The sequence below is a fragment of the Actinoplanes couchii genome, from assembly GCF_016862075.1.
GTDB lineage: Bacteria > Actinomycetota > Actinomycetes > Mycobacteriales > Micromonosporaceae > Actinoplanes > Actinoplanes couchii.
The window spans coordinates 1-19331 of sequence record NZ_BOMG01000042.1 but is presented as its reverse complement, the minus strand read 5'-3'; the positions used below and the strand labels follow the sequence as shown (position 1 = coordinate 19331).

At 70.5% G+C, this 19331-nt stretch carries 18 protein-coding genes; 9 read left to right on the top strand and 9 right to left on the bottom strand.

Features of this window, described 5'->3' with window-relative positions:
- Positions 1-227 precede the first annotated feature (227 nt).
- Entirely contained in the window at positions 228-1295 is a 1068-nt protein-coding gene (locus Aco03nite_RS14795; protein WP_203795668.1) for a cellulose binding domain-containing protein, read from the bottom strand.
- Between the two features lie 147 nt (positions 1296-1442).
- Between Aco03nite_RS14795 and Aco03nite_RS14790 the strand changes: the two genes are divergently transcribed.
- The 3 genes from Aco03nite_RS14790 (at position 1443) to Aco03nite_RS14780 (ending at position 4570) form a co-directional block, all read left to right on the top strand.
- Positions 1443-3407, top strand: a complete 1965-nt coding sequence (locus Aco03nite_RS14790) for a cellulase family glycosylhydrolase (protein WP_203795667.1) — start codon at positions 1443-1445, stop codon at positions 3405-3407.
- A gap of 6 nt (positions 3408-3413) precedes the next feature.
- Complete coding sequence (locus tag Aco03nite_RS14785) at positions 3414-3875, top strand: OsmC family protein (RefSeq protein ID WP_203795666.1); 462 nt, start codon at positions 3414-3416, stop codon at positions 3873-3875.
- A 125-nt stretch (positions 3876-4000) separates the two neighbouring features.
- A complete protein-coding gene (locus tag Aco03nite_RS14780; protein WP_203795665.1) occupies positions 4001-4570 on the top strand; it encodes a GNAT family N-acetyltransferase in 570 nt (189 codons plus the stop codon).
- On the opposite strand, the gene Aco03nite_RS14775 is transcribed toward Aco03nite_RS14780, so the two are convergent.
- Positions 4523-5014, bottom strand: a complete 492-nt coding sequence (locus Aco03nite_RS14775) for a DUF3253 domain-containing protein (protein WP_239145169.1) — start codon at positions 5012-5014, stop codon at positions 4523-4525. The two genes, Aco03nite_RS14780 and Aco03nite_RS14775, sit on opposite strands and share 48 nt — an antisense overlap.
- Before the next feature lie 92 nt (positions 5015-5106).
- Between Aco03nite_RS14775 and Aco03nite_RS14770 the strand changes: the two genes are divergently transcribed.
- The gene (locus tag Aco03nite_RS14770; protein ID WP_203795664.1) at positions 5107-5628 is read left to right on the top strand and encodes a hypothetical protein; all 522 of its coding nucleotides are present in this window, start codon (positions 5107-5109) and stop codon (positions 5626-5628) included.
- 39 nt (positions 5629-5667) lie between these two features.
- Here Aco03nite_RS14770 and Aco03nite_RS14765 read toward each other — a convergent pair whose 3' ends face one another.
- Entirely contained in the window at positions 5668-6378 is a 711-nt protein-coding gene (locus Aco03nite_RS14765; RefSeq protein WP_203795663.1) for an SAM-dependent methyltransferase, read from the bottom strand.
- A 36-nt stretch (positions 6379-6414) separates the two neighbouring features.
- Positions 6415-6657 carry a PadR family transcriptional regulator gene (locus Aco03nite_RS14760; protein ID WP_203795662.1) on the bottom strand — a complete coding sequence of 81 codons (243 nt, stop codon included), beginning with the start codon at positions 6655-6657 and terminating at the stop codon, positions 6415-6417.
- A gap of 200 nt (positions 6658-6857) precedes the next feature.
- Between Aco03nite_RS14760 and Aco03nite_RS14755 the strand changes: the two genes are divergently transcribed.
- Positions 6858-8408, top strand: coding sequence for a ricin-type beta-trefoil lectin domain protein (locus Aco03nite_RS14755; protein WP_203795661.1), 1551 nt, complete (start codon positions 6858-6860; stop codon positions 8406-8408).
- 40 nt (positions 8409-8448) lie between these two features.
- On the opposite strand, the gene Aco03nite_RS14750 is transcribed toward Aco03nite_RS14755, so the two are convergent.
- The gene (locus Aco03nite_RS14750; RefSeq protein WP_203795660.1) at positions 8449-9993 is read right to left on the bottom strand and encodes a tetratricopeptide repeat-containing diguanylate cyclase; all 1545 of its coding nucleotides are present in this window, start codon (positions 9991-9993) and stop codon (positions 8449-8451) included.
- 61 nt (positions 9994-10054) lie between these two features.
- On the opposite strand from Aco03nite_RS14750, the gene Aco03nite_RS14745 reads away from it, so the two are divergent.
- Both Aco03nite_RS14745 and Aco03nite_RS14740 read left to right on the top strand, forming a co-directional pair.
- Positions 10055-11122, top strand: coding sequence for a sensor histidine kinase (locus Aco03nite_RS14745; RefSeq protein WP_203795659.1), 1068 nt, complete (start codon positions 10055-10057; stop codon positions 11120-11122).
- The gene (locus tag Aco03nite_RS14740) at positions 11119-11781 is read left to right on the top strand and encodes a response regulator (RefSeq protein WP_203795658.1); all 663 of its coding nucleotides are present in this window, start codon (positions 11119-11121) and stop codon (positions 11779-11781) included. Before Aco03nite_RS14745 ends, Aco03nite_RS14740 begins: the two co-directional genes overlap by 4 nt.
- On the opposite strand, the gene Aco03nite_RS14735 is transcribed toward Aco03nite_RS14740, so the two are convergent.
- Together Aco03nite_RS14735 and Aco03nite_RS14730 are read right to left on the bottom strand one after the other, a co-directional pair.
- The gene (locus tag Aco03nite_RS14735; RefSeq protein WP_203795657.1) at positions 11710-13428 is read right to left on the bottom strand and encodes a tetratricopeptide repeat-containing diguanylate cyclase; all 1719 of its coding nucleotides are present in this window, start codon (positions 13426-13428) and stop codon (positions 11710-11712) included. The genes Aco03nite_RS14740 and Aco03nite_RS14735 overlap by 72 nt on opposite strands.
- Before the next feature lie 81 nt (positions 13429-13509).
- Positions 13510-14937: a multicopper oxidase family protein gene (locus tag Aco03nite_RS14730; RefSeq protein ID WP_203795656.1), complete on the bottom strand. Its 1428-nt coding sequence runs from the start codon at positions 14935-14937 to the stop codon at positions 13510-13512.
- Between the two features lie 146 nt (positions 14938-15083).
- On the opposite strand from Aco03nite_RS14730, the gene Aco03nite_RS14725 reads away from it, so the two are divergent.
- Positions 15084-16010, top strand: coding sequence for an aldo/keto reductase (locus tag Aco03nite_RS14725; protein ID WP_203795655.1), 927 nt, complete (start codon positions 15084-15086; stop codon positions 16008-16010).
- Between the two features lie 15 nt (positions 16011-16025).
- On the top strand, positions 16026-16958 hold the full coding sequence (locus Aco03nite_RS14720) for a nucleoside hydrolase (protein WP_203795654.1): 933 nt from the start codon (positions 16026-16028) through the stop codon (positions 16956-16958).
- A gap of 69 nt (positions 16959-17027) precedes the next feature.
- Here Aco03nite_RS14720 and Aco03nite_RS14715 read toward each other — a convergent pair whose 3' ends face one another.
- Together Aco03nite_RS14715 and Aco03nite_RS14710 are read right to left on the bottom strand one after the other, a co-directional pair.
- Positions 17028-17729: an MFS transporter gene (locus tag Aco03nite_RS14715; protein WP_203795653.1), complete on the bottom strand. Its 702-nt coding sequence runs from the start codon at positions 17727-17729 to the stop codon at positions 17028-17030.
- Positions 17730-18409: 680 nt separating this feature from the next.
- Complete coding sequence (locus Aco03nite_RS14710) at positions 18410-19291, bottom strand: dihydrodipicolinate synthase family protein (RefSeq protein WP_203795652.1); 882 nt, start codon at positions 19289-19291, stop codon at positions 18410-18412.
- Positions 19292-19331: the final 40 nt, after the last annotated feature.

Genomic DNA, 19331 nt, shown 5'->3' with positions numbered 1-19331 from the left:
CCCTGACAGTCAGCCTTCTTGCCGGATGGCTATCGGTTCTCGCGGGCAGCAACTTGCCGACCGCCGCGCTGACCGGCGGAGGCGCCTTCGCCGGGGCCGCCGGTTTGCTCCTGTCGGTAGCGCACCATGCCGCCGAGAAGAGAAAGTAGAACGCGCCGATTCGGCGATCCCCTCGACGCGCCCGCATGCCGGCCCGGACCGTACCGCAACCGGCACACGGACGGTGGCTAACTCAGGAAGCTGCCGTACGGGCCGGACATGATGGCGTTCTTCTGGGACTGGCTGAAGTGGGTGTTGGGGTAGTCGTAGAAGGAGGCAGACATCGGGGTGCCGTCGGTGGACGTCGAGTCGGGCAGGCCGAAGGCGTGGCCCAGTTCGTGGACCATGCCGCCGTACCAGCGGTTCATCGGGCCGTTGATGCCGGCCGCGCCGTCGGCGTCGTGGCCGCTCAGGACCACCCAGCCGGGGCTGGCGCCGCCGCCGGACTGGTTGGTCTCCTCGGCGCTGATCTCGCCGACCACCAGCCAGCGGCTGTCCGGGTTGGCGATGCCGAAGCGGCGCATCAGCTCCTGGTGCATGTTGCCGACCACGCACCAGTAGTGGTCGCTGCCGGAGCAGTTGGTGGTGATGTACCAGTTCCGGTCGTGCTCACCGGTCACCGTCTCGACGACGGTGCTGTTCAGGGTGAAGGTCTTGCCGAGTTCCTGCCGGTAGTAGCGCTGCGCCTCGCGCATGACCGCCGTGATGCCGTCGGGGTAGCGCTGATCGAAAGCGACGTCGGTGGGCTTGAGCCAGAACACCCGGACGGTCTTGGCCGGCGGTGTCCCGGTGGAGGTCGAGGGTGAGGGTGACGTGGACGGGCCGGGGCTGCTGGGGACGACGCCGCCGGTGCAGGTCACGCCATTGAGGGTGAACGCGGTGGGTACCGGGTTGGCGCCGCTGAACGAGCCGTTGAAACCGAACGAGGTGCCGGCGCCGGTGGCGAGCGCGGCGTTGTAGGACACGTTCACCGCGGTCACCGCCGTCCCGCTCTGGGTGACGGTGGCGTTCCAGGCCTGGGTGACGGCCTGGCCGGTGCCGAAGGTCCAGCGCAGGGTCCAGCCGTTGATCGGGTCGCCGAGGTTGGTCACCGTCACGTTGGCGCCGAAACCGCCCTGCCACTGCGAACTGATCGTGTACGCCACCTGGCAACCGGCCGCCGCGGCGTGCGCCCCGGGGGCGAGCACGGCCGCCGTGACGGCCAGGACGCCCGTCGCGGTGACCGCCAGCAGGCTGCGGATCTGTCGGGTTCGCATCGTCGGCCTCCAGCACATGGGATCGAGTCGTATCAATCAACATGCGCGCCGAAAACGTTTTCGGCAATACCTTCTTAACGTCCTTGAATTTCTGCCGCGACCGACCTAGCGTGACATCGGCCACTGTCGATACGGGTGGGAGTTCCGATGCGGATCCGGATGATCGTCCTGCAGGCGGCGTTGCTCGGCGCGTTCCTCCCGGCGCCCGCTGTCGCCGCCCCACCGGACGGTTTTGTGGTCCGCAACGGGCACCGGCTCACCCTGGACGGCCGGACGTTCCGGTTCGGTGGGACCAACAACTACTACCTGTTCTACAAGAGCCGGGCGATGGTCGACGACGTGTTCGCCGACGCCGCGGCGGCCGACTTCACCGTGCTGCGCACCTGGGCGTTCGGCCTGATCGGCAACGCCGACGGCAGCGACTCGGTGGCCCCGGCGCCGGACGGCGTCCACTTCCAGTACTGGGACGGCGAGCGGCCCGCGTTCAACGACGGCCCGGACGGCCTGCAACGCCTCGACTACGTCGTCGACTCGGCCCGGCGGCACGGCCTGAAACTGGTGCTGCCGCTGGTCAACAACTGGTCCGACTTCGGCGGCATCGACCAGTACGTCCGCTGGCGGGGCGCGCAGCACCACGACGACTTCTACACCGACCCGGTCATCAGGGGCTGGTACCGGGACTACCTCGATCACGTCCTCAACCGGGTCAACACGATCACCGGCGTGAAGTACAAGGACGACCCGACGATCATGACGTGGGAACTGGGCAACGAACCGCGCTGCAAGGGCTCCGGCGTTTACCCGCAGGGCCCGTCCTGCACCACCGAGACGATCACCGCCTGGGCCGACGAGATGACCCGGCACCTCAAGTCCGTGGACCCGAAACACCTGGTCAGTGTGGGTGACGAAGGGTTCTTCTGTGATGGCCCGGACGCTCCGGACTGGATCGACAACTGCGGCGAGGGCGTCGACACCCTGGCCCTGACCGCGCTGCCGGCCGTCGACGTGATGTCCTACCACCTGTACCCGGACGGCTGGGGGAACCGTACGGCCGAGTGGGGTTCGGCTTTCATCGCCCGGCACAACCGGGAGGCGGCCCGGCTCGGCAAGGCGGTGATGCTCGGTGAGTTCGGGTGGAAGGACAAGGGCACCCGGAATCCGGTCTATCAGTCGTGGCTGAGCGAGTTCACCCGTACCGGCGGAAACGGATCTCTGTATTGGATCCTCTCCGGCTCGCAGGACGACGGCAGCCTGTATCCGGACTACGACGGCTTCACCGTCTACTGCCCCAGCCCGGTGTGCACCACCGTCACCAACGCCACCCATGAGATCGAATCCGGTCAGCGGTCGACAGCTCCGGTGGCCGACCACGACAGTGTGGTGACCGAGTTCGACACCCCGGTGACGGTGCGGCCGACCGCCAACGACATCGGCTACCGCAGCCCGATCCAGCCGGCCGGCCTCGACCTGGACCCGGTCGCGCCCGGCCGGCAGCGGACCCGGACCGTCACCGGCGGGACCTTCGCCGCGACCGCCGCCGGCGACGTCACGTTCACCCCGGCGAGCGGGGTCACCGGGCGCTCGACCACCGGCTACACCGTGAAGGACCAGGCCGGACAGCTGTCGAACGTGGCGACCGTGACGGTCACCGTCAAGCCGGATCCGGCGGCGGTCGCGATCCTCGCCTCGTTCGAGACCGGCACCGAGGGCTGGGCGTCGGCGTCCTGGCAGACCAACGGCGGCACCGTCGCGCAGACCACCGACTTCGCCACCCACGGCACACACGGGCTGCGGGTGGACGCGGCCGACGGCGGCTGGTTCGGTGTGACGTTTCCGGAGCCGGTCGACCTGTCCACCCGCAGCGCCCTGAAGTACGACCTGCGCACCGCCCCGACGACCGGCACCAACGCGGCGATCGCCGTGCAGACCGGCAGCGGCCTGGCCTGGTGCCAGTCGAACTTCACCTGGATCGGCCAGGACCAGACCTCCACGGCGGCCGTCGACCTGCTGTCCGCGATGTCCTGCGACACCACCGCGCTGGCCGACGTCCGGGTCCTGTGGATCTACGTCAACCCGGGTACCGTCCACCTGGACAACGTGCGGGTGGAGTGAGGCAGTGTGATCAGGGAACACGACTATCGGGTCACGGTGCGCTGGAGCGGTGACACCGGCGCCGGTTACCGGGACTACACCCGGGACCACGACGTGCTCGCGGAGGGCAAGCCGACCCTGCAGGGCAGCGCCGACCCGGTGTTCCGCGGTGTGCCGGAGCGGTGGAACCCGGAGGATCTGCTGGTCGCGGCCCTGGCGGAGTGCCACATGCTCAGTTTCCTGTCGCTGTGCGCGCGGGCCCGGATCGCGGTGACCGATTATCGGGACACCGCCGCCGGGATCATGCGGGAGGGCGCGGGCCACCCCGGGCGGTTCACCGAGGTCGTGCTGCGGCCGCAGGTGACCGTGGCCGACCCGGCCATGATCGAGCGGGCCGCGGCGCTGCACCAGGAGGCGCACGAGCAGTGCTTCATCGCCAACTCGGTGAATTTCCCGGTCCGGCACGAGCCGACGACTGTCGCAAACTGATCAGACCAGGCCGCGACGGGCCGCCTCCACGCCCGCTTCGCAACGGCTGCGGGCGTTGAGGGCGGCAACAGCACCGACCGGACCGTGCACCGTGCGTTCGGGGTCCGCCGGTAGTTTCCTTCCCCATGGGTTCCCCTCTCACCGCCGTGGCCTGGCCGCCCGCTCCGATCCGGACCGGACGGCTGGTGCTACGGGAAACACGGCCTGCGGATCGGCCGGCGTTCGTCGACCTGCTCGCCTCGCCCGAGGTGCACACCTACCTCGGCGGCCCCCGCCCCCGTGACGTACTGGAACGCGACCTACCCGGCATACCCGAACAGTGGCCCGGCAGTTTCGCCGTCGACCACGACGGCTCCTTCATCGGCCAGGTCCTGCTCCGCCGGGTGACTCAGCACAGCCGCCCGGCGGCTCTCGGCAAGATCGACCTCGGCTATCTGTTCCTTCCCGCGGCCTGGGGGCACGGTTACGCCGCCGAGGCGTGTGCGGCGGCCCTCGACTGGCTGGACCATGCCCTCCCCGGCGAGCCCACGATCCTGACCACCCAGTCCGCCAACCGGGGTTCGATGCGCCTGGCGGCGAAGCTGGGTTTCACCGAGGTCGAACGCTTCCAGGCCTGGGACGCCGAACAGTGGCTCGGTGAGCGGATCTCACCAGGCGGGGCCGCGGGCCAGGCGGATCGGGCCGGTCGCGGTTGACGGGTCGACGTCGGCGCCCTTCTGCCGGACCGTGATCACTCCGTCGCGGGCCAGGCCGGCGGCCGTCGCACGGGCCAGGTCCATCATGTCGCGCCATGACTCGCCGCCGGCGATACGGGCCGCCTCGCTCGGGCAGATCGTGGAGTCCTCGTCGCGGTGCCGCAGCAGCGCCCGGATCGCGGCGGCCAGGCGCACCCGGCGGCCATCGTCGGTCGGTTCCCACCACGGGTCGCCGCGCTCCCCCAGCGCCACCTTGGCGTCCTGCACCCGCGGCCGGGCCGTCTCCGGATCGCTGCGGACCAGCCGCCGGGCCGCCATCAGCTCGTTGACCAGCTCCTGCCGCAGCGCCTCCGGAATGGCCGGATCGGTAGCCCGCCACCGCCGCCCGTCCACGACGATGTACCGCCCGTCCTCGGTCCGGCCGACGTCCTCACGCGATCTCACCGCCCCATTCTAAGGATCTGTCTGCCCTGGTGAACGTTGAGTTTCCGGTCCGTCGACCGGACCGGTGAACGGGATGCTCTACCTTCGGCGGTGTGCCGGTTGTGTTCGAGTACTCGTTCACCGTGAACCCGCAGTACGGGTTGTTCACGATCTTTGATCCGACGTGCGACGAGGGTGAGAACTTCGCGGCGGCCCACCGGACCCTCGGGTACGGATATTTCGCGTGGGGCCCCAACGCCGTCGTCGCCCGCGCGATGGGCGCCGGCACGGCGTCCGTCGTGGTCGAGGTCCGGGACGACCCACCGGGCCCGCCCGGGGAAACGCCGAGTTCGCCCGGGGGAAGGCCGGACGGGACCGCGACGGCCGAACTGGCCCTGCCCGGCGGCCGGTTCAGCTCGATCCAGGCCCTGGAGTCGGCCGTCCATCTCGGAGTGGACCTGCCGACCGGCGCCGGGACATACGGCGCCCGGATCGCAGCGTACAACCGCGGAATCTCCGGCGGTTTCGCACCGGAGGACGCCTGGCCTTTCCCGGGACGGTTCGAGGCGTTCCGGTTGCAGCTGTGGAAGACCTCGGGCGAAGCGTCCCGGCCGGATGACGACGTGGACGGGTGACGGCACGCCACACATTCGCGTCTCAGCGCCGCGCGGTGGTCAGGCCGGGGTCAGGATCAGCCAGGCGAAGCCGACGACGCCGCGGTATCCGTTGAGGTAGCCGTCGCGGCGGGCGTCGGCGAAGGCCCGGGCCGGCGGTGTGCCGATGTGTTCGACGCCGACCAGCCAGTCCGATTCGAAGTCGTCCCATTCGGCGAGGGTCGACTCGGCGATGTGCAGGGGACGGAATCCGGCGTCGACCGCGGATCGGGTCAGCGCCGCCAGGTCCGGCAGGTCGCCGAACATCTCGTGGACCGTGTCGCCGGGCGTGGTCCGGTAGATGCCGTCGGCGAACAGCGCCTTTCCACCGGGGGCGGTGAGAGCGTGCAGCGCCGTCAGGGCCTGACCGGCGTCGCCCCAGATGTGGCTGGAGCCGACGTTGACGACGAGGTCGGCGGGCTTGGACCAGCCGGACGCGTCCTCGCTGTGGAACGTGACCCGTCCGGAGAGGCCGCGCTCGGCCGCGCGCTGCCGCGCCCGGTCACCGGCGGTGGGGTCGGACTCGACCCCGTCGCCGCCGATGCCGTGTGCCTCGCACAACCGCATCAGCAGCTCACCGCTGCCGCAGCCCAGGTCGAGGGCCCGCCGGTCCGCCCCGGCCGGCGCCAAACGCCGGGTCAGATCAGCCGCTCGATGCTCCCCCAGCGGGGAGTTGTAGGTCAGGCCGGCGGAAGCGGCGGCCCGGTACACCTTCAGGTCCTGATCAGTCACCGGCACACGGTACGGCAGCGGGATCGGGAACGCTCATCAATTTCCATCATGCCCGTGAGCTGCGGTTCCCGCCGCGGTGAGGTGGTGGTAGCGCCGGGCCGGGCGCCCCTCGGCAGCTGTCTCCCAGCGCGATTCGACGTAGCCCGCCCGCTGCAACCGGACCAGGCAGCGGTAGAGCGTGCCGCTGGAGCGCCCGGTGGAATCCATCAGTTCGAGACCCGCCCGTGGGCCCTCGGAGAGAGCGGCCAGGATCCGGGCGGACGTCCCTGCTGTGATCATGCGCCACAGCCTAAACCCTAAGACGAGATTCTACATAGGGTACGCGTACCAGAAGCGCTTCAGTGAAGTTTGTTGACGATTGTGAATCGAGCGTTGAGAATCTCTGCGAGAGCGCTCTCTTCGCCATCCCCCCAGCGGCTTCGGCTCGTCCCGGCGCGCCCGGACGGGCAGGTGGCCCGTGCGCGAAAGGACCCTCCCGCATGCCACGAACCCTCGCCAGGGCGCTCGCCGTCGGCGCCGCGGCGCTGATCACCGCCACCATGACCCCGGCCGCCGGACATGCCGCGCCCACCGGCCCCGCAACTCCCAGCCTTGCTCCCGGCGGCGCCGATCTCGACCTGTCCCCCGGGATGGCCGAGGCGATGCGCCGCGACCTGAACCTCGACGACAGCCAGATCCGCCGCCGGCTCGCCACCGAAGCCGCGGCCCCGGTCGTCGAGCAGCGCCTGCGCGCCCAGCTCGGTGACCGTTTCGGCGGCGCCTGGATCGCCGCCGGCGACACCCGCCTGACCGTGGCGGTGACCTCGGCGAAAGAGGCTTCGCGGGTACGCGCGGAAGGCGCCGTCCCGACGATCGTCAAGCGCGCGGAGAAGACCCTGGACGCCGCCCGGGCCAGGCTGGACCGCAACGGGAAGCAGGCGCCGGACAGCGTACGCAGCTGGTTCGTCGATCCGGCGGCGAACGCCGTGGTGATCACGGTGCAGCCGGGCGCCGAGGCCGCGGCGCGTGAGTTCGCCGAGGCCAGCGGCGCGGGCCCGGTCACCGTCCGCACCGCCGCCGAGAAGCCGCAGCCGATGTACGACACCCGCGGCGGCGACCAGTACGTCATCAACGGCAACACGCTCTGCTCGGTCGGTTTCGCCGTCGCGGGCGGTTTTGTCACCGCCGGGCACTGTGGCGGCACCGGCAGCCCGACGCTGGGATACAACAACGTCGCGCAGGGCACGTTCGCCGGTTCGTCGTTCCCCGGCAACGACTACGCCTGGGTACGCACCAACGGCAACTGGACCTCCCAGCCGTGGGTGAACAACTACAGCGGCGGCAACGTGCTGGTGTCCGGCTCGCAGGAGGCGGCGATCGGCAGCTCGATCTGCCGCTCCGGGCGGACCACCGGCTGGCGCTGCGGCACGCTGCTCGGCAGGAACGAGACGATCAACTACGCGCAGGGTTCGGTCTCCGGGCTGTCCCGCAGCAACGCGTGTGCGCAGCCGGGTGACTCCGGCGGTTCGTGGATCACCGGCAACCAGGCGCAGGGTGTCACCTCCGGCGGGACCGGCGACTGCACCTCGGGCGGCACCATGTGGTTCCAGCCGGTCAACGAGATCCTTTCGGTGTACGGGTTGTCGCTGACCACCTCCGGGGGCGGCACCGGGCAGGCGCTGATCAGCAGCTTGAACAACAAGTGCATCGACGTGCCGAACAGCAACTTCTCCGACGGCGTACAGACGCAGATGTGGAACTGCAACGGCAGTGCCGCACAGCGCTGGGAGGCCACCGGCGGCACCCTGCGGACCGGCAACAACAAGTGCCTGGACGTGGCGTGGGGCTCGACCGCGAACGGCGCGGCCATCCAGATCGCCAACTGCAGCGGCAACGCCGCCCAGCAGTGGGTGCTCAGCGGCGCCGGTGACCTGGTGAACCCGCAGGCCGACAAGTGCGTCGACATCGGCGGCTGGGACGCCAACGACGGCGCCAAGCTGATCCTGTGGGAGTGCCTGGGCGGCGCCAACCAGAAGTGGCGGCGCGGCTAGGTTTGGTGTGGCAGACCCTGCGGGGTCTGCCACACCAAACCTAGTAACAGACCCGGTTCCGGCCGGAGCCTTTCGCTTCGTAGAGCAGCCGGTCCGCGGCGGCGAGGACCGCCGTCTGGTCGTCGCCCGGCATCGCCTGATGGGCGCCGACACTGACGGTGACCGGCAGGCGGCCGGTGAGCACGGACCACGGATGGTCCTGGACCGACTGCCGGAACCGTTCCAGGGCCGGTGCCGCTTCGGCGGTGCCGGCCCCGGTCAGCACCAGCAGGAACTCCTCGCCGCCGAGCCGGGCCGCGAACCCGCCGGCTCGGGCGGCCCGGGTGAGCAGGCCGGCGACGACGGTGAGGACCCGGTCGCCGATCTCGTGCGAGCAGAGGTCGTTGACCCGTTTGAAATGGTCCAGGTCGACCAGGGCGACCACCGTCGGGCCACCGGCGGCGAGCAGGGCCGGCAGGTGCTCGTCGACGTACCGCCGGTTCGGCAGCCCGGTCAGCGGATCCCGGCGGGCCTGCTCGCGGAACCGTTCGGCCTCCCGGCGCGCCTCCGCGGTCTCGAAGACCGCGTGCCGGGCCCGGGCCTGCGCGTCACGCTGTTGCGAGTGTAGTTCCCGTTCGGCGGCGTGGAACCGTTTGTGGACGATGAACGCCCGCGCGTGATCACCCCGGGCGGCGTGCAGTTCGGCCTGTTCCTCCAGCACCCGCACCCGGACCCCGGCGAGTTCCCGGTCCTCGCAGATCGCGGCGCACCGGTCCAGGGCGTGCTGGGACGCGCCGTGGTCACCGAGGTGCCGCTGGGCGATGGCCAGGGTCAGCAGGAACTCGGCGAGACCGTCGGCGTCGTCCGGGCCGGCGCTCTCGTACGCGTCCACGTTCGCCACCGCGATCCGGGCGGCCTCGGCGTACCGCCCCCGCGCGATCTGGATCATCGCCATCGTGTCCAGCGCGTCCGGGGACAGCGTGCCACCGGTCGCCTCGGTCACCGTACGCAACCGCTGGATCGCCTCCCAGGCCTGCTCCTGGTTGCCGGCCAGGTGTTCGGCGTACGCCAGGTTGTTCAGCACCACCATCCGCAGCTCGACGTCGCCGGCGGTGACCGCGACCTGCTCGGCGTGCCCGTACCGGGTGCGGGCGGCGTCGGGCGAACCGCCCTCGGCGAGCACGTCCGCCAGCCGGAGCAGTATCACCCCGCGCGCCCGGGGTGACGCGTCGTCGTCCAGGGCCTCCACCGCACGGACCGCGTGCTCCAGGCCGGCGGCGATGTCACCCAGATTGCCGTGGACTATCGACAACTGCTGGTGGCTGCGGGCCAGTAGCGGGCGGTGCTGCCGGGCCTGCGCCCACGCGTTGGCCTCCGAACAGATCGCCGCGGCCGTCGCCAGTTCGCCGCCGCGGCGCAGCATGTTGGCCTCCAGCAGGCGCGCCCACAGGTAGAGCGGATGTTCGCCGCGGGCACGGGCCTGTTCGGCGAGGTCGGTGGCACGGGTCAGCACGTGATCGCCGTCGCCGCCGAACCGGTACTCCAGCGACTGGATCTCCGCGGCGATCTCCGGCACCGTGCGGGTGGCCGCTCGTGATCCGCTCACTCGCTCATTATCGGCAGCCACGTCCCCGTGCCAAGGCCTCGACGTGCCTAGAGTGGGCGCCATGTGGCGGGAATTCGCGATCGCCGGACTGGTTCTCGGGCTCTGCGTCACCACCGTGCTGACCACAACGGACGGCGGCGACCGGGCGATGATGCCGCTCGGCTGGGCGCTTCTGGTGGCCGGGTCGGCGGCCCTGCTGGGGCGGCAACGGTTCCCGGTCATCGTGCTGGTCGTCACCGGTGTGGTGGCGCTGCTCTACTACCCGTTCGGGTTTCCCGACTCGCCGATCGCGTTGAGCCTGGTGATCGCGCTGTACACGGTCGCCCGGGAACGTGGCCCGGTGGTGTCCGGCAGTGCCGCCGCGGTGCTGCTGCTGGCGTTCGCCGCCGGCGGGTTCGACGACTGGGCCGATGCGGGGCAGGTCGCGATCGGGGTCGCGCCGATCCTGCTGGTGGCGGTGGTACTCGGTGAGGTCGCCCGGGGCCGGATCCAGCGTGTCGAACGGGCCGAGGCTGCCGCGTCGCAACGGGCGGTCGAGGAACGGCTGCGGATCGCGCGGGAGGTGCATGACGTGGTGGCGCACCGGATCGCGCTGATCAACGTGCAGGCCGGGGCGGCCCTGCACACCCGTTCGCCGGACGGGGCGTTCGAGGCGCTGGCCAATATCCGTACCGCCAGCAAGGAAGCCCTTCATGAGGTGCGCACCGTGCTGAACGTGCTGCGGGAGCCCGATCTCACCGGGTTGCCGGAGCTGTTCCGCCGGGCCGGGGCGGCCGGGGTCGGCATCCGGTCGACGGTCGAGGCGCCGAAGCTGCCCGTGCCGGCCGGCGCGGCCGTCTATCGCATCGTGCAGGAGGCGCTGACGAACACGATCCGGCACGCACACGCCACGTCCGCCGAGGTCAGGATCGTGCGCGAGGGCGACCGGCTGACGGTGACCGTCGACGACGACGGCCGCGCGTCACCCGGCCCTCCTTCCGCCCTTCTCTCCGTCGGCAACGGGCTGCGCGGGATGGCCGAACGGATCGCCGCGCTCGGCGGCCGTTTCCAGGCCGGGCCACGACCGGGCGGCGGCTTCCGGGTCCGGGCCGAACTACCGATCAACCCTGACGAGAACGGAACCCGATGATCTCTGTGGTCCTCGCCGACGACCAGACCCTGGTCCGGGCCGGGTTCCGGGCCATCCTCAGCGGCGAGCCGGATCTCGACGTGACGGGTGAGGCCGCGAACGGGCGCGAGGCCGTCCGGCTGGCCCGTGAGCTACGGCCGGGCGTGGTGCTGATGGACGTGCGGATGCCCGGGATGGACGGGCTGGCCGCGACCCGGGCGATCTGCTCCGACCCGGGATTGCGCGACGTCAAGGTGGTCATTCTGACGACCTACGAGACCGATGAGTACGTCTACGGAGCCATCCGTGCCGGTGCCGCCGGTTTCCTGCTCAAGGACACCGAACCGGTGGACCTGATCCGGGCGGTACGGGTCGTGGCCGCCGGTGACGCGCTGCTCGCCCCGTCGGTGACCCGCCGGTTGATCGCCGAGGTGGCCGCCCGCCTGACCCCGCCGCCCACCCCGGAACTGGCCGCCCTCACCCGGCGCGAGGTGGAGATCATGGACCAGGTGGCCCGCGGCTTGTCGAACGAGGAGATCGCCGGCAAGCTGTCGATCAGCCACGCCACGGCAAAGACACACGTCAGCCGGATCCTCACCAAGCTGGGCCTACGGGACCGGGCCCAGCTGGTGGTGTGGGCGTACGAATCCGGCCACGCCCTGCCCGGCTGGCTGCCCTGACGCCCCTTCGCCTTCCGCCCATACCCGGATCGTCATCGCTTCCAGCGGTGCCGGGCCGTGGACCCGGTTGCGGCCGGATCGTTTGGCCTCGTACAGGCGCTCGTCGGCGCGGGCCAGGATCTGGGACGGGTCGGGGGCCTCGTCGCCCAGGGCCAGGCCGATGCTGACCGTGACGGTGACGCCGGGCGCGATCGTGGACCAGTCGTGGGCCGCCACCCGGACCCGCAGGCGTTCGGCGCCGGCCAGGGCACCCGCGAGATCCGAATCGGACAGCAGGACCGCGAACTCCTCACCGCCGAACCGGACCACGGTGTCCTCGGTGCGGCAGACGGCGCGGAGCAGGTCGGCCAGGCACCGGAGCACCTGGTCGCCGACCAGATGCGAATGCTCGTCGTTGACCCGTTTGAAGTGGTCCACGTCGACGAGCAGCAGCGCCTGGCCGGACAGTCCGGCGGCCATCAGCTCGTCCAGGTGCCGGCGGTTGGCCAGCCCGGTCAGCGGATCCTCCAGGCTCTTGCGCAACAGCTCGTGGTTGGCCCGTTGCAGGGCCATGACCCGGCCCCGTTCCTCCTCGGCGGCGGCCTTGGCCTGGGCCGTCTCCAGGCGTACGACAGCGATGTGCCCGCTGCGCCGGGCCGCCTCGGACGCCACCGCCTTGGACAGCGAGTGGAACAGCTTGTAGGTGTCCAGCGCGCCGCGCAGGTCACCGTTGCGTTCGTAGGCGTCGGCCAGGTGCTCGGCGGCCACCATCTCGCTGACTTTGCTCTCCGCCGCGGCCAGTGCGGCGCGCAGGTGACCGATGGCCTCCGGGTACCGGCCGCTGGCCATGCAGATGCAGCCGTGCACGTCGAGGATGTGGGTGACGATCGACGGCGGATCCCGGGAGTCCAGCTGCCAGTCGTCGAACAGTGCGAGGGCCTCCTCGGCCCGGCCGCAGAACGCCAGGGTCTCGCCGAGGTTGCCCAGCGCCACCGCCTCGTTCATCCGGTTGCCCTCACGGCGGGCGATCTCGGTCGCCTCCCGGGACTGCTCCGCGGCGATCGCGGCGAGCGACAGCGCGCGGGTCTCGTCGCCGGCCGCCCGGGCGGCTTCGGCCAGGGCCATGTTGGCGCAGGCGATCGTGTCGATCATCGCGCCGTGGGTGACCTCGTCACCGACCAGCCGGGCCATCTCGGCGGCCCGCTCGCAGAATTCGAAACACTGGTCGAACTGCTCGAGGTAGAAGTAGACCACCGAGGCCGCGGCGCAGGTCCACATCCGGGCGGTCAGGTCACCGGCGGCCTCGGCCATCTCCAGAGCGGTCATGATCTCGGCCGTCGCGGTCACCGGGTCGGAGGTGACGAGCAGGATGCGGGCCATCGTGGCGTGGATCATCGCCGCGCTGGCGGTGTCACCGGCCGCCCAGCAGACCTCCAGCGCCCGGTGCGCCAGGGCGAGCGCCTCGACCTGTTCGTCCCGGATCTGGTGACAGCGCACCAGCAGGGCCATCGCCCGAGGGCGCAGGGCGGGGTCGTCACCGGCCACCACCGCCGACGCGAACTCGCGGGTGCCCGCGGTGTCCGCGCGGCTGAGGCAGACGGCGGCGCGCGCCAGCAGGTCAGCCGGGGAGTCGTCGCCGATCACGACGTCGCCCCGGTGGGCGAGCACTGTTGTGGCATTCGCCCCCCAGAGGATGCAGCGTCACCTCAACTCGTCGGCCGGGCCCCGGCGAAGTTGAGAGAATCCGGTTCAGTCGTGGTGGTGACCGGGTTCGATCGTACGGGCTACCCGGTCCTCGGTGCCGGGCGTGACGACGACGAACTGGCCCATCATGCCTTTGTCCTCGTGACGGAGGATGTGACAGTGGTACATGTACGGGGCGACCGGATCGACGTGCGTGTTGAAACGTACCGACAAGCGGGCTTTTGCTCCTTTGGGTAGGAAGACCGTGTCCTTGGGACCCTGCTGCCAGGCGGGCGGGGGCGCCCCGTTCAGTTCCAGGATCCGGAACTCCACCTCGTGGATGTGGAAGTTGTGGGCGTACGACTCGTTGACGATCTCCCAGATCTCGTGTGCTCCGGCGGGAACGACCTCGTCGATCCGGGTCATGTCCATGTCCCGGTCGTTGATCTCCGAGCCGGACAGCCGGAACGTCCGGACCCGGGCTCCGGGCGGGGGCGGCACCGCCGGCGGGCCGCCCAGTGCCGCCGGCATCGGCGGCGACGGTTCGAGCCGGGGATCCGCCACGAACGTCATCAGGTCGAAGTCGTCCTCCTCCGGGTCACCGGCCGCCCGGGCGGTCTCGCCGATCCTGTTCAGGACCACCTGCTCGCCGGGGGCGAAGCGGACCACGATCTCGGCGCGTTCGCCGGGACTCAGCTTGACCCGGTCCACCTCGGCGGGCTGTCGCAGCAGGCCGGCGTCGGTGGCCACGACGTGGAAACGACGGCCGTCGGTGAACCCGGCCCGGTAGACGCGGGCGTTGGAGGCGTTCAGGATCCGGAACCGGACGGCCTCGGTGGTGACCGCGAAACGGGCGTTGAGGGTGCCGTTGACCAGTGCGTCCTCGCCCAGCACACCCCAGGTGCCGCGATCCACGCCGCCCTCTTCGAGCTGTCCGCCGTCCTCGAACTTCTTGTCCTGGAGGATCAACGGGACGTCGTCCACCCCGTACTCGCCGGGGAGCCCGGTCCGGTTCGCGTCGTCGACGACGATCAGTCCGGCCAGGCCACGGTAGACGTGCATGGCGGTGTGTTCGTGCAGGTGCGGGTGGTACCAGCCGGTCATCGCGGGCTGGTCGACCGTCCACTCGGGGGTCCAGGTGGCACCGGGTTCGATCATCTGGTGCGGGCCGCCGTCCATCCGGGCGGGCAGCCGGATGCCGTGCCAGTGCAGGGTGCTGGTCTCGGCGAGACGGTTCACCACCCGCATCCGCACCCGGTCGCCGCGGGACACCCGGATCGTCGGGCCCAGATAGGAGCCGTTGATCCCCCAGGTGGGCGTGGGCCTGCCGGGTTGGAACTCGGTCCGCCCGGCCTGCATCGTCAGCACGAACTCGCCGTCGGTTGATGGTTCCAGGATCGGTGGGATACGCAGGGAGTTCGGCACCGCGGTCCGGGACGGTGCCGCGCCGCACGCGGTCAGCAGGGGCAACAGGAGCAGGCTTCGTCGTCGCATCTCTCATTCCGAATGGTTCGGGAATACGTGCCTCGAACACCCGGATATCGTTTCGCCGATGACGGAGCGGACGCATCGGTCGCCAGAGGTACCGGTCACCGTGCCGTGCGCTGTTCCCGTACATCCTGCGATGTAGTTTGGCGACCATGACCAGGATCAGCGCTCTCCCGCTCGCGCTGGGCGGCAACACGTTCGGCTGGACCAGCGACCGGGCCACCTCGCATCAGGTGCTCGACGCCTTCGTGGCGGCCGGCGGCGACTTCATCGACACCGCGGACAGCTATTCCGCGTGGGCGCCCGGCAACTCCGGCGGCGAGTCGGAGACCGTCATCGGGGCGTGGCTGGCCGCCCGCGGCAACCGCGACCAGCTGGTCATCGGGACCAAGGTGAGCCAGCACCCGCAATTCCGGGGATTGTCCGCCGTCAATGTGGCAGCCGCCGCCGACGCGTCGCTGACCCGGCTCGGCATCGACCACATCGACCTGTACTGGGCACATTTCGACGACGCCGCCACCCCGCTGGCGGAGACCGCCGCCGCCTTCGACGCGCTGGTCCGGGCCGGAAAGGTGCGCGCCATCGGGCTGTCCAATTACACCGGCGAACGGATCCGGGAATGGTTCGCCGTCGCGCGCCGGGAGGGATTCGCCCTGCCGACCGCACTTCAACCCCATTACAACCTGATCAAACGCGGCGGGTACGAGCGGGACATCGCGCCGGTGGCCGCACAGGAGGATCTGGCCGTCGTCCCCTATTACGGGCTGGCCGCCGGTTTCCTCACCGGCAAGTACCGCACCGCCGACGACCTCGGCCAGTCACCGCGCGGGCACGGCGCCGCCGCTCTGCTGAACGGGCCGGGCCTGGCCGTCCTCAAGGTCCTCGACGACGTGGCCGCCGCGCACGGGGTCGCCCCGGCGACCGTCGCGCTGGCCTGGCTGCGTGGCCGTCCGCAGGTCGCGGCGCCGATCGCTAGCGCCCGCACCGTGGACCAGCTGCCGGCCCTGATCGCCTCGGCCACCGTCGAGCTGACCGCCGGCGAGCGGGCCGCCCTCGACGAGGTCTCCGCCGAGTTCTGATTCGAAGGGTGCCCCATGCGCAAGATCATTGTCGACTGCGATCCCGGCCACGACGACGCGTTCGCCCTGATGCTCGCCTGGGGCAACCCCACGGTCGACCTGATCGGGGTCACCACCGTCGCCGGCAACCAGTCGATCAGCAAGGTGACCCGGAACGCGCTGAGCGTCGCCGGGGTCTGCGGCATCACCGGCGTGCCGTTCGCCCGGGGCCTGCACCGGCCCCTGGTCCGGCCGCCCGGGACCGCCGCGTCGGTGCACGGCGACAGCGGCCTGGACGGCCCCGTTCTTCCGGAGCCGGCTCTCGAGTTGGACGGCCGGCACGCCGTCGACCTGATCATCGACCTGGTGATGACGCATCCGCCGGGCAGTGTGACGCTGGTGCCGACCGGCCCGTTGAGCAATATCGCAACGGCGGCCGTCAAGGAACCGGCCATCGTGTCCCGGGTTCACGAGGTGGTCCTGATGGGCGGCGCGATCCGGGGCGGCAACCGCACTCCGGTGGCCGAGTTCAACATCGCGGTGGATCCAGAGGCCGCGAGCATCGTCTTCCAGCAGCCGTGGAAGGTGACGATGGTCGGCCTCGACGTGACCCACACGGCGCTGGCCACGCCGGAGGTCTGCGCCCGGATCGAGGAGCTGGGCACCGTACCGTCGCGTTTCTTCGGTGAGGTGTTGCGGTTTTTCACCCAGGCGTACCTGAACGATCAGGGTTTTGCCGCTCCTCCGGTGCACGATCCGTGTGCGGTCGCCTATGTGATCGACCCGTCGCTGCTCACGGTCCGGGCCGCACCGGTCGATGTGGAATTGCACGGCCGGCTGACCACCGGGATGACCGTGGTGGACATGCGTGGCGAGGCACCGCCCGGCTGCACCACGCACGTCGCCACCGGGATCGACGTCGCCCGCTTCTGGGACCTGGTGCTCGACGCGCTCCGGCGGATCGGTTAGCGCTCCTCTTCTTACCGTTCTCTACCAGAACTTCTTACCGACCCTCTACCAAGACGACGCCGGCTGTTTTCAGCGCTTCTCGGCCAGCGCGATGGCGGCGGCGGCCAGGGTCAGGACTGTCGCGGCGGCCAGGGGCAGGTGGATGCCGGTGGTGATCACGCTGCCGGCCAGGGCGGTTCCGGCCGAGCCCGCGGTGATCTTCAGGGCGCCGATCCAGACGAAGACCTGCCCGCGGGCGGCAGGCGGTGCGTACTCGCTGCGGGCGGCCAGGGTGGCGGCGAAAAAACCGGAGTTCAACAGACCGGCCATCGCGTACGCCAGGACGGCCGCCCAGAACACCGTGGTCACCGCGACCAGGGCCAATGCCGCAGCCACCGCACCGGCGAAGAGCATCATCGACCGATCCGCCTCCCCGGTCAGCGGCCGCACCATGAGCCCGGCCGAGGCGATCAGACCCCCGATGCCGTATGCCGCGGTCAGCACCCCGGCCGCCGCGTGCCCGACCCCGAGCGCACCGGCGGAGGCGACCGCGATCACCGGCAACACGGCAACCGACGAAGCGACGGCCGTGGTCAGATAGAGCGTGCGCCGCAACGGCCCGTTCGAGATCATCAGCCCGAGCGTCCGAACCGGCCGGGGCACCTCACTGGCGGCGCCGGCGGGTGGGGCGTACGGCAGCAGTCTCATGAGCCCCGCCGCAACAACAACCGCACCGGCCAGGACCAGCCCGGCCACCGTGGCGTTCGCCCAGGCCACAACGGCCGCCACCACGGAAGGCCCCACGGTCCCGGCAATCCCGTAGGTGGCGACGTCCCACCCTTGAGCCCGCCGCTGAGAACGCCGATCCGCCCCAGCGATGGCCGGAAGCCGACTGCTGACACCTCCGGTGAGCAGAGGCCCCACCAACCCCGACAGGATCAAAAGCAGGATCGAGACCACCCAGCTGTACGGGTAGACCAGCACCGCCCCAACAAGCGCCACCCCATGAAACAAACAGGCAAAGGCGATGACGGTACGCCCGTCCCGAGCAGTGTCCAGCGCCCGAGCAACAAACGGCCCGGCAAGATGGGGCCCGGTAATGGCAGCCCCGAGCAGTCCGGCAAGCCACCCCGGCCCACCGCCGGTGGTGACCATCAGAACAACCGCGACGACAGCGCCCCCGTCAGCGACCCGAGCCAGGGTGGCGGCGACGACGTAGCGCGCCAGCCCACCGCCAGGCCCCTCGTCCGCCTGCCCGGAACTTCCGTCCCTCCCGGCCCAGCCCGTTTCCACAGCGTTTCCGATCCGGCCTGCACGCCCGAGCCCTTCTCCCCTCCCGGCCCAGCCCGTTTCCACAGCCTTTCCGGTTCGGTCCGCCTGCCCGGGCCCTCCCTCCTTCTTGGGCTGGTCTACCTGTCGGGATCTTCCTGTTCGGCCAGTTTGCTCGGTCTGGTCGGGTGGTGGGCTGGTGGTCATTTCGCGAGGTTCAGGCGTTCGAGGATCTCGATCACCTCGGTGCGGGCCGCATCGGTCAGGCCGCGGAGTGGGGTGGGCAGGCAGGGGGCCGTCACCAGGGCGAGGTGTTCGGCGATGGTGGCGAGCACTCGGATGCTGCCGCCGTGCCGGGCGAACAGGTCCCATAACGGCTTCAGGCGATCCGATTCGGTCAGGGCGGTGGCATGGTCGCCGGCCTGTACCGCGCGGGTGATGGTGAGCGCCGGGGTGGGCAGGGTGCCGCCGACAGCGGTGTACCAGCCGTCGCAACCGGCGATCAGACCCGCCGCCCCGAACGCGTCTCCGGAAACCCCGAGCGTGACGTGCGCCGGCAGGAGTTCACGCAGCTCACCGACGCGAGCCGAGGCGGCACCGGGGATCTTGATGGAGGCGATCCGGGGCAGCCGGCCGACCGCCTGGTACAGCTCGTCGGTGAAGACGAAATGGGTGGTCCCGGGATTGTCGTAGACGACCACCGGCACGGAGACCTCGCGGGTCACGTCCTCGTACAGGCCGAAGACGTCGTCGGCGGTCAGCGGCTGATACGAGACCGGGGCCAACAGGAGTGCCGACGCACCCGCTGTCTGCGCGTCCTCGGCGAGCTTCAGGACTTCGCGGGTACGGGTGGCGCCGATCCCGACCATCACCGGGATACCGGCCGCGTGCTCGACGGCCAGCCGTGTGACACGGGCCCGTTCGTCCGGGCGCAGGTAGGCATAGGACCCGGTGGATCCCAACGGCGCGATCCAGTCGACACCGGCGGTGACCAGTCGTTCGACCAGCCCGATGAAGGCTTTCTCATCGACGCTACCGTCCCCGGCGATCGGGGTGAGCGGGAAGGCGCTGAGGCCAGTGATCATGGCTTTCACCTTTCTGTACCTTATATCAAGCGGTCCTAGG